Here is a 13,279-nt window from a genome sequence, read left to right on the forward strand (position 1 = left end):
GATTGTTTTCCTGATTCAGAGCTCTTTAAAACCAGCATTCCTTATCTGATTTTGAGCAATAAATTTGGTCGAAGTGCACGGATGTGTTTTACTTCTTTTCATAACGTGAATAACTTAATTGTTATGAAAACGAATGGGAGATGAAATGATATGGCTCAACAAAACGAAGCAACATTGCATACAGATTTCACGAAGATTTATATTGACGGTCAGTGGCGCACAGGCGCAAGTGACAGCAACATGACGAACACGAATCCTTTTACGGGTGAAGAACTCTTCACGATCTCTGCAGCGAATCAACAAGATTTAGATGACGCATATGAAGCGGCTCAAGTCGCTCAAAAAGACTGGGCAAAAGTTCCTGCCTTAAAACGTCAAGGTCTCATCGAAAACTTCTTGAAAGTCTTGTACGAGGAGAAAGAAACGATTATCGAATGGTTGATTAAAGAGTCCGGAAGTACACGCATCAAAGCGGAAGGTGAATTCCTTGCTTCTGTCTTGATCGTCAAGGAAGCTGCGACATTCCCACTTCGGATGCACGGTGAAATTCGTCCATCGGTTATACCAGGCAAGGAAAACCGGATTTACCGTAAAGCACTTGGCGTCATCGGTGTCATCAGCCCATGGAACTTCCCGTTCCACTTAGCTGTACGGTCGATCGCTACTGCCATTGCTATCGGGAACGCAGTCGTTGTTAAACCAGCTACGGACACACCTGTTTCAGGCGGATTGATTTTTGCTAGTCTATTTGAAAAAGCTGGATTGCCAAGAGGTGTCTTGAATGTCATCGTCGGTCGCGGTTCAGAAATCGGTGATGCTATCGTCGAACATCCTGTACCACGCTTGATTTCATTCACAGGATCAACTGAAGTTGGTCGTCATATCGGTGAACTTGCTGGTAAACACCTGAAGAAAACAGCGCTTGAACTTGGCGGAAACAACGTCTTCGTCGTACTTGATGATGCTGATCTCGATCGTGCGGTCGAATCTGCTGTCTACAGTAAGTTCTATCACCAAGGTCAAATTTGTATGTCGACGAACCGAATTCTCGTCGCTTCTTCGATTCATGATGAATTCGTCGAAAAATACGTCGCTCGTGTAAAAGAGCTACAATACGGTGATCCATCACATGATCGGACACAAGTCGGACCGCTCATCAACCAATCACAAGTTGAACGGATTCTTGAAGATCTCGAGAAAACAAAAGCTGCGGGTGCAACCGTTCGTGTCGGCGGCGAAGCAAAAGATAACGTCATCGCACCTACTGTCGTGACTGGTGTTACGAATGATATGCCACTCGCTAAAAATGAAATCTTCGGACCGGTCGCTGTCATCATCCCGTTCGATACGGATGAAGAGGCACTCGAAATCGCAAACTCACTTCCATACGGATTGAGTGGTGCTGTCCATGGTTCTTCTATCGAACGCGCGACTGCTTTTGCACTTGAAGTCGAGACAGGTATGATTCACATCAACGACCAATCAGTCAATGATGAGCCGCATATGCCATTTGGTGGTGAAAAAGATTCAGGGCTCGGTCGCTTTAACGGCGAGTGGGTACTTGAAGAATTCTCGACTGTCCAATGGTTGTCTGTCATGCACGATCGTCGTCAATACAAACCATTCTTTGAGTAATATAAGAGTAGGGTACTCCCCTACTCTACATAATTTTGTTAAGGAGTGATTTCACATGCCGTTATTACGATTCGACGTCATTGAAGGACGTTCAGAAGAAGAGTTAAAAACGTTACTCGACACCGCACACGATGCGATGGTCGAAGCATTTGATGTGCCGGAGCGCGATCGCTATCAAATCGTGCATACGCATAAAACGCATGAGATGGTCATTCAAGATACAGGTCTCGGATTTGAACGGAGTAAAGATATCGTTCTTATCAGTGTGACGAGTAAAACGCGGACGGAAGAGAAAAAACAACGTCTCTACCAATTACTCGCCGAACGCTTACAAGCAAACTGCGGACTCGCACCGACTGATTTGATGGTTTCAATCGTCGAAAATGATGCGGCCGACTGGAGCTTCGGTCTTGGCGAAGCACAGTTTTTAACGGGCAAACTTTGATGGTCTGTAAGTAGAACAAAAAGGGAAGTATGTTATCGGTAATGTCCGGTAACATACTTCCCTTTTTTGTTCTTACTTCATTAAACAAGAGAGAACCTTCATATGACTTACTCCTTCGTTTCTTCCGCCTTCTCTCGTGGATTTTCCCGTTGCAGCGGTGCTTTCCAACTAAATTGATCGGGTTCTGGAACGAAGTCAAGACCACCTGGGTGGAACGGTTGGCACCGTAACAATCGACGCGTCGTCAAATAACTACCTTTTACCGCACCATGACGTTCTATCGCCTCCATACCGTAATGGGAGCACGTTGGATAGAATCGACATGTAGCTGGTTTCATGGGAGAGATGACTTTTTGATAAAAACGAATTCCTCCCATTAAGACACGCTTCATACTGTCCCTTCTTTCATCTTTTTTTCTAGTGTAACGCATCTGGCCATCATTTTCAGATGTTCTGCCTTATACTAAAAGCAGATTTAAAAGAAGGATGTGTTGAGATGAAGGCATTAACTTTCCACGAATTCGGAGGTTCTGATGTATTACGCTTCGAAGACGTACCAACGCCAACAATTACTGAACAGGAAGTTCTGATTGAAATGAAAGCGATCGGTCTGAATTTTGCAGACATCTATCGCCGAAAAGGAAACTATCATTTAGAAGGTGAGCCTCCCTATATTTTAGGTTACGAAGGTTCAGGCATCATCACTGCGGTCGGTACAGCTGTTTCAACGTTCCACGTAGGTCAACGAGTTGCTTTTGCGGACGTTCCGCTTGCGAACGCTGAGTACGTCGCAGCACCCGTCGATAAATTGATTCCGCTTCCTGATGGTATCTCATACGAAACAGCAGCTTCTGTCTTATTACAAGGGTTAACAGCGCATTATTTAACTCGAGATAGCTATCATGTCCAACCGGGAGATGTCGTCTTAGTGCATGCAGCTGCCGGTGGCGTTGGTCAGTTGTTGACACAGCTCATTCGTTTACTTGGAGCAACTCCGATTGGATTGACGTCTTCTCCTGAGAAAGCACAGATCGCTAAAACTGCGGGCTGTGAATCTGTCTATTTATATTCTGAGAACTGGGTCGAGCATGTGCTCGCGCAAACTTCTGGTAAAGGGGTTGATGTGGTCTACGAATCCATTGGTTCTACCTTAATGGATAGTTTCCATGTGACAAAAGTCCATGGAACGGTTGTCTTTTATGGTATGGCAGGCGGCGATCCCGTATCTGTCGACCCTCGCTTCTTGATGGATACATCCAAAACATTGACGGGTGGTGACCTTTGGAACGTATTAACATCTTCTGAAGAACGAATCCGTAGATCCGGTGAATTATTTGATTGGATTCTATCCAATCATCTCACCCTGTCTTCTCCTACAACATTCAGATTATCTGATGGCAAAGCAGCACATGACTTTTTAGAAAGTCGACGCAGTACAGGAAAACTACTTTTGCTTCCTTAACTCGTTTTTTCCAAGACGGCTCCCTGCGAGTCGTCTTTTTTATGTGAAATTAGAATTATCGATTGATTTTTTTTAATGAAGAGAGTAAAGTAAATCTCATCAAAACCTAAAACTCAAATAAGTTTTGAGTTTTAGAAAGGGGATTTGTATTTATGTTTCGCTCAGAATGGAAGAAATTGAAGAGTCCGATGATGATTGTCGTCATTCTCGCCCTCATCCTCGTACCATTTCTCTACAACTCCATCTTCTTATCTGCATTCTGGGACCCATACGGTCAAACAGAAGATATTAAGGTCGCTATCGTCAACGAAGACAAGGCGACGAAGTTTAAAGGAGAGAAAGTCGACATCGGGGATCAATTCGTCGACAAACTCAAAAAAAATGATGATTTTGATTGGCAGTTCTTATCTAAGGACAAAGCCGAAAAAGAACTACGTGACGGCAAAATCTATATGACGGTCGTCATCCCGAAGAACTTCTCTAAAAATGCAACGACACTACTCGATGATCATCCGAAGAAGATTGAGTTGGAGTATTACTTGAATCCAGCCAAAAACTACTCGGGGACACAAATTTCGAGTACGGCTGCAAAACAATTAAACGAAAAGATCCGAAAATCCGTGACGAAACAATATAGTAGTGCGATCTTCGGTGCGTTAAAGAAAATCGCAAACGGTATGGAAAAGGCATCGGACGGTTCTTCTAAACTAGAAGATGGCAACCACAAAACAGCGGATGGTGCGAAAACACTGGCAACGAACCTTGGAAAACTTGCGGATGGCAGTCTGACACTGTCCGAAAAACTCGGGGAAGCAAATCAAGGTTCTAAAAAACTCAGTGATGGCGTCACGACACTTGACGAAAAGACTGCCCTCTTCGCCCAAAAAACGGGTGAGTTGTCTTCTGGGTTGAACACGCTAGACGAAAATGGTGGCAAATTACAAGCCGGTGCTGCACAACTCGAAGACGGAGCAACGAAACTCAGTGGTGGCTCGACACAAGTCCGTCAAGGAGCAGAGCAATTGGCTGCAGGTACGGCCCAGCTTAATGAAAAAATCCCTCAATTGACGGATGGATTAAATCAATTGGATGAAAAAGCACAAGCTGCCAACGCCTTTTTAACACAACTCAATCAAGATGCTGAAAAAGCGAAACAAGATTTACGAGCGCGTCGTGAAGCACTTGAAGCAAACGTCGCACAACTAAAAGAAGTCATTTCTGCTTCTGAACAGTTATCGGATGAAGAAAAACAAACATTGCTCGGTTCTATTGGTTCATTAGAAGAAAATATTCAAAACCTTGCTGCCCAAGAAGGTGCAATTGATCAGAGTCTTGCTCAAGCAACAGAAGCAACGAAGAAAATCGGTCAACTCGCTGCAGGTGGTCAACAAGTCGAATCAGCTGTATCACAACTGAACGCCGGTCAAGTGAAACTCGTTGACGGTGCGAAACAAGTCGAATCTGGCGCACAACAATTAGCAAGCGGTCAACAAACATTCAATGAAAAACTTGGTCAATACACTGCTGGTGTGCATAAAGCCGCAACAGGTGGTGCACAACTGGCTGATGGGGCTAATCAGCTTTCAGATGGCACACATCAACTCCAAACAGGAGCTAGCGCGTTAAATAACGGGTTAGGTCAATTGGCATCTGGTTCAACTACGATTACAGACGGAATCGGCAAAACGACCGATGGGGCTTCAAAAATCGCGGATGCCAATACTAAACTTGAAGATGGGGCTAAAACATTGAAAGACGAGCTCAGCAAAGGAGCTAAAGACGCAACCGTCAAGCCGACGAAAGAGCGGGATAATATGCTGGCAGAACCTGTCGTCTTAAAAGAACATGACTATTCGACGGTCAACAACTACGGTTCTGGTTTATCAGCTTACATCCTTAGTATCGCCTTATTCGCAGGCGCCTTGATGTTCTCGTCTGTCTACCAGATTCGTCCAGAACATGGTGAAAGTCTGACATGGCGCTTCCTTGTCGGTAAATTATCACTCATCTTACCGATTGGAGCCTTACAAGGTGTCGCAGCGGCTACAGCCATCGTCTATGTCCTCGATGCTGATGTCGCGAGTGTTCCTGCGCTTTATGGATTTGCTGCCTTAACAGGGATGACGTTCATTACGATTCTGTTCACGCTCGCGATGCTACTCGGTCGCGTCGGACAGTTCCTTGCCTTCCTACTACTCCTATTACAAATCGGTGGTAGTGGTGGTACGTTCCCAGTCGAGATGACGCCAAGCTTCTTCCAAGCCATCCATACGTTCTTACCAATGACGTATTCAGTCGGCGGATTCCGCGAAGCGCTTGGACTTGGTGTGACAGACGCCCTCATCTCAAACAGTCAAGTCCTTGCGACTATCTTAGTCGTCGCATTGATCATCAGCTTCGTTGGAGGGCTCGGAGCCAAGCGGATTTTACTCTCAACGAAAGTGAGACGAAAACAACATGACACAGTCTGATAAAGAAACACTGATACTAGACTCAGCGATGGCTTGCTTTTCTGAACTTGGTTATAAAGGTACGACGATCGAGCGTGTCGCCCGACGCGCTCACGTCGGAAAACCGACTGTCTATCAACTGTTTGAAAGTAAACTCAACCTGTTCGAATCGCTCGTAACACGTGTGCTGCAAGAAATGAAAGAAGAAGCAGAACGCGCTTACGTCGAACATGCGACGGTAGAAGAAAATAAACAAGCAATGATCGACGCTATCGTCTATCATCAGCAACAACATTTGTTCATTCTTCAAATCATCGAAGAAACACGTAATCTTAAATTACAAGAAATGCAAGAACTACGGACACGGATCGAACGGCATGTCGTCGAATATCTTAAAACGCTACTCGAGACTCGCCTTGGACAAGATGATCGTGACGTACCAGTCGATGTCACCGCCTTTCTGATTTTCCGGACGTACATTGCGTTAATTGCCGAATGGCCATTGATTGCTCGACCGTTGGAATTAGATACGATTCGTCGTGCCATGCTACGCATTTTATGAATCAAAAAACCGCCGATCAGCTGATTGGCGGTTTTTCATATTCTCGATTTTTTTCTAAATTCCGTGCCGTTTGACTAGAAGTAACTGTTTTCTCATCTTTCAAAGTGCCAAACAACCAGTCCCCCATCGGATTTGATACACCAAACCAATAGTGTTCATTTTTGAAATGATGTAATAGATGCGTCTTTTTCATCCATTTTCCAAAGCGTGTTCTGGGTTTCAGCGGAACGTGTGCCACGTAATGTTTCCATTCATACACAAGCAACATGACGATCAATCCACTCGCGGCTGCAGCTGTCGAAACGACAGATTGCGTCAGAAGATAGGTCAGAGCCGCAAAGAAACCAAGATTCGGCAAGGAATACCAGACCGGTAAAAACAACAGATGCAGTTCATTCGGATGCGCATGATGATCGTAATGAAGTCGCTTCAACAACTTTCGTCCAAGCATATTTTTAGGCGGTGGTAAATGGAACAAAAAACGATGCGTCAGGTATTCACTGAAACTAAAGACGATCAGTCCAAGACAAAAGAACAGTAAAATCGACCAATGAAACGGCTGAGCAATGGTATAACTACTTATTCCAATCAGTAGTACGAGCATGATCAAAATATCCGGAAATAGAAAAAAACGGCGATAGATGTCTGACATAGATGCCCTCTCCTTTCTTTTTTCGCTACAGCGTCTAATCGTACGTTCATCGATTCGTCATGTTTTTTACTTCAAGTCGTGTAATCATTCTCACTCTTTCCCTTATACTAAATAGGGAATGGAGTGATGATCGCTTTGAGTTTATCGACCGGAATCATCTTCGTGTTACTCGCCTATACACTCATGTCGCTCTACGACATGTGGCAGGTATATCGGACTACTAGCAAGCTTTGGATGTTTGTATTATTTCTTGCAACATTGATCAGTCTCATCGTTGCCTTTTTTGTGGCCCCTGTCCTTGCGCTATTCTTTTACTGGTCACGCCATCCATTGAAACGAAACATCGGTATCGTGTTACTGATTGTCGTGTGCCTCATCTCAATTACGACGAAGCTATCTGCTTAATCGACTTCCTTCATGAACTACTCATGAAGGTTTTTTCATGTCCTACTACCGAAGAAGAGACGGCGCATCAACTCACGTTCCGGCATCTCCGTCGTATTGAGGACGTCTAAAAATGGTCGATCATCATATGGAAGCTTCAGGATTTCTGAACGGACTTGATCCTTCTTCCAATCGATAATTGCTACTGGAGCAATAGCTGTTTCCTGACATCCAAGTGCACCTGGATTAATAAAGAGCGTTTGCTCTGTCTCGACTTGTTGCGCTGGATGATGATGACCGAATCCAATGATCCGCGCCTCACTTCCAGCAAACAGGACGGATAAGTTTTCTTTCGTTCCATCCACCGCTTGCTTTAACGGCTCTTCACCAATCTTCTTCGTCTGGTCGGCATAAGCATAGTGCGTCAGGTGCATCGTTTGTTCCTGATGCATGATATTTAAGACACGCGGTAATCGTTCCAAATACTTTTGATTTTCTTGCGTCAACGTATCCGCAATCCATTGGTGGTGCTCTTTCGCATGGCGGTAACTATCGGGATAGTTCTCCCCATGGATTAAAGCAAGGACACATTCATCATGATTCCCAGAAATCGTTTGAATATCAGGTCGTTGCTTCAATAGATCAATGACTTCATTATGCTCTGGTCCAATGCCGACAAGATCACCGAGACAATAGACGGCATCGATATCTGGTTGTTGATTAAGATAGGACAATACCGCACGTAATGCTGATGCATTGCCATGAATATCTGTAAAAAGCATCACTTTCATGTAAACGCCTCCATTGTTGTTAAATTAGGATTTCCCGATGATACCGTGAATTCCTGTCAGATTTCAGGAAAAAATAAATTGTCAGAAAATATTGATTATTATTCAAGAGCGTGTTAGGCTTAGAAAAATTCACAGAGAGGGGCACGATCGAATGATTCCGACGCAACAGCCATTTAACCAAGTTGGACGACTGATTATTCTATGCATGAGGGACCGAAAACTTTTCCGATGATGAAACGGAAATGATTTTTGGGCCCTTCTTTCGATGCATCGAATGAGGCGCCCGCACAGAATGAGTGGCGCCTATCCCAAAAACGGATAGGCTTTTTTCATGGCAAAAAATAGAGATAGATAGAGAGGATGACAACGTTGAAAGAATATGCGATGGATCGAATGGTAAAAGTATCAGCTGGAATGGCAAATGCCGTTCTTGTAACACTCGGTGTCGGACTCCTGATTGAGACGCTCGGAAATCTTCTACATATCCAAATGCTACTGACGATTGGTGGTGTCGCAAAAGTCCTACTCGCCCCTGCGCTTGGTGCCGGTATTGCCTTTCAGCTCGGAGGAAACACACTTGTCCTGTTCAGCGCAATGATCGCAGCGACGATTGGTGGTGCCGCTCTTCAATCGACTGCTTCTGGACTCGTTCTTGTACCCGGTCAGCCAATCAGTGCGTTACTCGCAGCTGCTGTCGCTGTATACGTCGGAAAACGCATGACTGGAAAAACGAAATTTGACATGATGGTGATCCCGATGAGTGCTGTCCTTGCTGGTGGCGTGACTGGAATCGGTGCTGCTGCCGTCACGACACCACTCCTTACAAAATTCAGTGCCATGATCACGGCTTCAGTCGAGTCTTCTCCTATTGCTACATCTCTTGTCATTGCACTCATCTTTAGTGTCTTATTGATGTCTCCTGCTTCGTCCGCTGCACTGGCTATCGCTTTGCAACTTGATCCTGTAGCAAGTGCCGCTGCGCTCATTGGCTGTTCCGCTCAATTCGTCGGCTTTACGTTGATGGCATATCGTCAGACGGATCCAGGTGGTTTGATTGCTTCATTCTTTGTAACACCTAAAGTACAATTCCCGAATATCGTTAAAAATCCACGTCTTGTCGTTGCACCGTTTCTCGCAGCGATGATTTCAGCTCCTGTCGCGACGCTTCTTCTCTCTTTGAAAGTACCGTACGAACTCGCAGGACTTGGATTAAATTCGATGATTGCCCCACTCAATATCTTCGTCAACCAAGGTCCTCAGGCGTTCCTCGTCTTCTTCTTGACTGGTGTCGTTCTACCTGGCGTCTTGACGCTCGTCTTCTATCGATTGACGACCGTCGCAGGGTGGACGAAGCGTGGCGATCTTCACCTCGAAATTCAATAAAACAATTTACCTCCCTTCCAACTATTCCTGATTGATTTCGGGAATAGTTTTTTAACGCAAAAAAATCGCTCCTTCGAAAAGGAACGATTTCGGTATGATTCTGACTGGGCTCGAACCAGCGACCTCTACCCTGTCAAGGTAGCGCTCTCCCAGCTGAGCTACAGAATCATGCTGTGTTGTTACTGGGTATGTTTTTATTATAGCAGCATATCGAAAAGTGTAAAGCCTTTTTAACAAAAAAATTCATCTTTTTTCAAAAAGATCTTTTTAAATAAAAACAGTTTTAAAGTTGCGGGTTCTATGAGTGTCCTCTACTATGTAAATAAGCACATATAAAAGAAAGGAGCGTTCATATGAACTTTTTAACCCGATTTAGTTTGAAGAACTCGGTTGCTGTCTTCATCATTGCAATCCTATTGATTTTAGGAGGCGTGTATTCCTTCTCACAATTAAAAGTCGATCAGTTCCCAGAAATCGAGTTTCCTCAGATTTCAATCGAAGCGGTTTACCCTGGTGCATCTCCTGACGATGTCGATAAACAAGTTGTCTCAAAGCTTGAAACTTCCCTTAAAGGAATTGAAGGGGCTACCAAGCTAACGAGTTCTTCTTATGAAAGTATCGGTATCTTAAACATCGAATTCCCGTTCGATACCGATATGGATAAGGTCGAACAACAAATCGATGCTGCAATCCAAGATGCGAATCTACCGGAGGAAGCAACGACGAAATTGAATCGTCTGTCCTTTGGATCGTTCCCGATCTATAACATCTCTTTCTTTAGTAAGGATGGTAAAGACATCGAAAAAATCCTAAAGGAAGATATCGAACCTGAACTTAATAAGATTCCAGGAATCAACAGCGTCTCCGTTGGTGGCTATAAGGATGATCTCGTTCAAATCACCGTCGATAAGGAGAAAGCGACGGAAGCGGGTCTCTCGCTCTCGAGCATCAAGGAACAAATCAATGGAAAGTATGTCTCGTTCCCATCTGGTCAGCTATCAGAAAACGATTCGAAAATTCCGATTCGCGTTGAGGAAAAACTAGAAAATCTAGATAAACTAAAAAATCTACAATTGACACCTGCTGCAGGTGCGACTAGTTCATCAAGTAACGGTCAAACAGGTGGTTCATCTGCTGGCGGTCCACCACAAGGTGCAACGCAAGGTCCACCAAGTACAACAGGTGGAGCAGCTGCAGATCAGGCGTCTGAACCTGCAGAACCGATTCGCCTAGAGGATATCGCAAAAATCGAAGCCGTCTCGCAACAAAGTGAAAAAACACGTTACGACTTAAAAGATTCCTTATCGATGGCAATCACGAAAAAACAAGATGCCAATACAGTCGAAATCGCAGATGAAGTCACGAAGATCCTCAATAAATATGACGATCAAGTCGACTATACGATTGGAATCGATTCAGCGAAGGATATCGAGGAGTCCGTTGCGACACTCGTCAAAGAAGGATTACTTGGTGCACTCTTCGCATCACTCGCTGTACTCTTGTTCTTACGGAACCTCCGCGCGACGATCATCGCCATCGTCTCGATTCCATTATCATTACTCATCGCTGCTATCTTCTTGAACTGGCAAGATATCTCCCTGAACATCATGACACTTGGTGGGATGGCTGTTGCAGTCGGTCGTGTCGTCGATGATAGTATCGTTGTCATCGAGAACATCTTCCGACGCGTCCGAAAATCCGAATCCGGTATGACGGATGAGATCATCGAACAATCGACAAAAGAGATTCTAAAAGCAATCACGTCATCGACGCTGACGACCGTCGTCGTCTTCCTGCCGATTGGATTTGTCGGTGGCATTACTGGTAAGTTCTTCTTACCGTTCGCTTTGACGATTATTTTCTCATTACTTGCTTCACTACTTGTGGCAATCACGATCGTACCGATTCTCGCGAAGTTTGCATTCAAGAAGGTACCAGCGGAAGAAAAAGAAGGAGTTCTTCAACGGTGGTATGGCAAGCTGATTGAAAAATCACTCTCGCACAAGGCGATCATCTTGGTCGTATCGTTTGTCCTTCTCGGTGGTTCCCTAGCGATCGTACCGCGTCTCGGCTTTACGTTCATTCCGAACGAAGCATCGAAGACCTTGACGGCATCGCTTGAACTTCCTGCTGCTACATCACTTGAAAAAACAAGTGACGTCTCGTTTGAGATGGAAAAAATGTTTGATAAAGAAAAAGCCATTGCTGACGTGACGACTTCTGTCGGAGCGCGTGACTTCACGACAGGCTTACGTCTCGATAATAAAGCAAGTTACTTCTTGAATCTAAAAGACGGTGTAAACGTCGAAAAAACGATCAAGTCACTTGAAACACAGATGGAAGACATCGCTCAAGATGAAAACGTCGATGTCAAAATCAGTGTGGCTGAACTATCAACAGGTGGTCCTCCGTCGAATAACAACGTCGATGTCGACTTGTTCTCGAACGACCTCGAAGCTCTTCAAGAGGCGGCAAAACTCGTCGAGGATAACATGTCGAAAAATAATGATTTGAAATATATCACGAACAACTTCAGCGAAAAACAAAAGCAGTATCTTGTAGAAATCGATCCTGAGAAAGCAAGTGATCGCGGACTATCTGGCTTCCAGATTCTCGGTACCGTCAACGATCAAACGAAGCCTGTCACGGTCGGAACGCTCAATCTTGACAATAAGGATCAAGACGTACAATTATCTTATGAAGAAGGGCTCGTCTCGAAAGAAGATCTCGAAGACGTCCAACTCTTCTCAGCAAACGGTCCTGTCGCTTTGAAAGATGTCGCGAACGTCAATGAAGTCGAGACTTTCACATCGATTCAGAAACTCGACGGAAAAGTATATGCTCGCGTATCTGGACAAGTCAAAGGAGACGACGTTCAAAACGTATCGAATGCCGTAAAAGCTGACGTCGAAAAAATCGATTTACCAGACGGTGTCTCATTGACAAGTGGTGGCGGAAATGACGATACGGTTGAAATCTTCCAATCACTTGGAATTGCGATCGTCGTTGCCATCGGACTTGTTTACCTGACAATGTTGATTACGTTCGGAAAAGCTCGGATTCCATTCATCATCTTGTCTTCTCTGATCTTTGTTCCAATCGGTTCACTCGTCACGCTCTTCCTTGCGAATGAACCATTGTCTGTCAGTGTCATGATCGGCTTCCTGATGTTGATCGGAATCGTCACCACGAACGCAATCGTTCTCGTCGACCGCATCGGTCAAAACGTCGGACGTGGTATGCCGATTCGCGAATCATTAATTGAAGCTGGTAAAACGCGATTACGCCCAATCCTGATGACCGCATTTGCAACAATCATGGCATTGGTACCACTCGCATTAACCACTTCTTCAGGAACATTGATCTCAAAAGGTCTTGCCTTGACGGTCATCGGTGGATTAACGACCTCTACGTTGTTAACACTCATCATCGTTCCTGTCGTCTATGAATTGTTCTTCTTCAAAAAAGCAAAAAAAGAACGTACGACTAAGTAAATGCACATGAAAAGGAGCCTA

At 44.7% G+C, this 13,279-nt stretch carries 11 protein-coding genes and 1 tRNA gene; 8 read left to right on the forward strand and 4 right to left on the reverse strand.

The genetic code is table 11. The features are described from left to right. Positions 1-150: 150 nt before the first annotated feature. Positions 151-1,635 carry an aldehyde dehydrogenase family protein gene (locus tag KNQ09_RS15255; protein ID WP_082874259.1) on the forward strand — a complete coding sequence of 495 codons (1,485 nt, stop codon included), beginning with the start codon at positions 151-153 and terminating at the stop codon, positions 1,633-1,635. A 55-nt stretch (positions 1,636-1,690) separates the two neighbouring features. Continuing rightward, complete coding sequence (locus KNQ09_RS15260; RefSeq protein ID WP_064300844.1) at positions 1,691-2,080, forward strand: tautomerase family protein; 390 nt, start codon at positions 1,691-1,693, stop codon at positions 2,078-2,080. A gap of 107 nt (positions 2,081-2,187) precedes the next feature. Here KNQ09_RS15260 and yidD read toward each other — a convergent pair whose 3' ends face one another. Further along, a complete protein-coding gene (gene yidD, locus KNQ09_RS15265) occupies positions 2,188-2,472 on the reverse strand; it encodes a membrane protein insertion efficiency factor YidD (RefSeq protein WP_023467166.1) in 285 nt (94 codons plus the stop codon). Positions 2,473-2,576: 104 nt separating this feature from the next. Here yidD and KNQ09_RS15270 point away from each other — a divergent pair, with 104 nt between their 5' ends. From KNQ09_RS15270 to KNQ09_RS15280, 3 genes are all read left to right on the forward strand, one after another. Further along, a complete protein-coding gene (locus tag KNQ09_RS15270) occupies positions 2,577-3,542 on the forward strand; it encodes a quinone oxidoreductase family protein (protein WP_214858928.1) in 966 nt (321 codons plus the stop codon). Positions 3,543-3,694: 152 nt separating this feature from the next. After that, the gene (locus tag KNQ09_RS15275) at positions 3,695-6,013 is read left to right on the forward strand and encodes a YhgE/Pip domain-containing protein (RefSeq protein ID WP_214858929.1); all 2,319 of its coding nucleotides are present in this window, start codon (positions 3,695-3,697) and stop codon (positions 6,011-6,013) included. Further along, on the forward strand, positions 6,000-6,554 hold the full coding sequence (locus tag KNQ09_RS15280) for a TetR/AcrR family transcriptional regulator (RefSeq protein WP_029340803.1): 555 nt from the start codon (positions 6,000-6,002) through the stop codon (positions 6,552-6,554). Before KNQ09_RS15275 ends, KNQ09_RS15280 begins: the two co-directional genes overlap by 14 nt. Before the next feature lie 16 nt (positions 6,555-6,570). Here KNQ09_RS15280 and KNQ09_RS15285 read toward each other — a convergent pair whose 3' ends face one another. Continuing rightward, on the reverse strand, positions 6,571-7,206 hold the full coding sequence (locus KNQ09_RS15285) for a sterol desaturase family protein (RefSeq protein ID WP_064300847.1): 636 nt from the start codon (positions 7,204-7,206) through the stop codon (positions 6,571-6,573). Between the two features lie 126 nt (positions 7,207-7,332). Here KNQ09_RS15285 and KNQ09_RS15290 point away from each other — a divergent pair, with 126 nt between their 5' ends. Continuing rightward, positions 7,333-7,611, forward strand: a complete 279-nt coding sequence (locus KNQ09_RS15290) for a hypothetical protein (protein ID WP_050678090.1) — start codon at positions 7,333-7,335, stop codon at positions 7,609-7,611. A gap of 35 nt (positions 7,612-7,646) precedes the next feature. Here the strand turns inward: KNQ09_RS15290 and KNQ09_RS15295 are convergent, their stop codons facing one another. Beyond that, complete coding sequence (locus KNQ09_RS15295) at positions 7,647-8,381, reverse strand: metallophosphoesterase family protein (protein WP_214858930.1); 735 nt, start codon at positions 8,379-8,381, stop codon at positions 7,647-7,649. A gap of 360 nt (positions 8,382-8,741) precedes the next feature. On the opposite strand from KNQ09_RS15295, the gene KNQ09_RS15300 reads away from it, so the two are divergent. Then, positions 8,742-9,764, forward strand: coding sequence for a PTS sugar transporter subunit IIC (locus KNQ09_RS15300; protein ID WP_029340800.1), 1,023 nt, complete (start codon positions 8,742-8,744; stop codon positions 9,762-9,764). 95 nt (positions 9,765-9,859) lie between these two features. Here KNQ09_RS15300 and KNQ09_RS15305 read toward each other — a convergent pair. Then, positions 9,860-9,932 (reverse strand) — tRNA-Val (locus tag KNQ09_RS15305). 185 nt (positions 9,933-10,117) lie between these two features. Between KNQ09_RS15305 and KNQ09_RS15310 the strand changes: the two genes are divergently transcribed. Further along, complete coding sequence (locus tag KNQ09_RS15310; RefSeq protein WP_214858931.1) at positions 10,118-13,258, forward strand: efflux RND transporter permease subunit; 3,141 nt, start codon at positions 10,118-10,120, stop codon at positions 13,256-13,258. Positions 13,259-13,279 lie beyond the last annotated feature (21 nt).

The organism is Exiguobacterium sp. s191 (genome assembly GCF_018618955.1).
Classification (GTDB): Bacteria; Bacillota; Bacilli; order Exiguobacteriales; family Exiguobacteriaceae; genus Exiguobacterium_A; species Exiguobacterium_A abrahamii.

What these genes read in the sequence shown, in the direction of transcription:
- KNQ09_RS15255 (WP_082874259.1), top strand. Translation starts at nt 151, where the DNA reads ATGGCTCAACAAAACGAAGCAACATTGCATACAGATTTCACGAAGATT.
- KNQ09_RS15260 (WP_064300844.1), top strand. Translation starts at nt 1,691, where the DNA reads ATGCCGTTATTACGATTCGACGTCATTGAAGGACGTTCAGAAGAAGAG.
- yidD (WP_023467166.1), bottom strand. Translation starts at nt 2,472, where the DNA reads ATGAAGCGTGTCTTAATGGGAGGAATTCGTTTTTATCAAAAAGTCATC.
- KNQ09_RS15270 (WP_214858928.1), top strand. Translation starts at nt 2,577, where the DNA reads ATGAAGGCATTAACTTTCCACGAATTCGGAGGTTCTGATGTATTACGC.
- KNQ09_RS15275 (WP_214858929.1), top strand. Translation starts at nt 3,695, where the DNA reads ATGTTTCGCTCAGAATGGAAGAAATTGAAGAGTCCGATGATGATTGTC.
- KNQ09_RS15280 (WP_029340803.1), top strand. Translation starts at nt 6,000, where the DNA reads ATGACACAGTCTGATAAAGAAACACTGATACTAGACTCAGCGATGGCT.
- KNQ09_RS15285 (WP_064300847.1), bottom strand. Translation starts at nt 7,206, where the DNA reads ATGTCAGACATCTATCGCCGTTTTTTTCTATTTCCGGATATTTTGATC.
- KNQ09_RS15290 (WP_050678090.1), top strand. Translation starts at nt 7,333, where the DNA reads ATGATCGCTTTGAGTTTATCGACCGGAATCATCTTCGTGTTACTCGCC.
- KNQ09_RS15295 (WP_214858930.1), bottom strand. Translation starts at nt 8,381, where the DNA reads ATGAAAGTGATGCTTTTTACAGATATTCATGGCAATGCATCAGCATTA.
- KNQ09_RS15300 (WP_029340800.1), top strand. Translation starts at nt 8,742, where the DNA reads ATGACAACGTTGAAAGAATATGCGATGGATCGAATGGTAAAAGTATCA.
- KNQ09_RS15310 (WP_214858931.1), top strand. Translation starts at nt 10,118, where the DNA reads ATGAACTTTTTAACCCGATTTAGTTTGAAGAACTCGGTTGCTGTCTTC.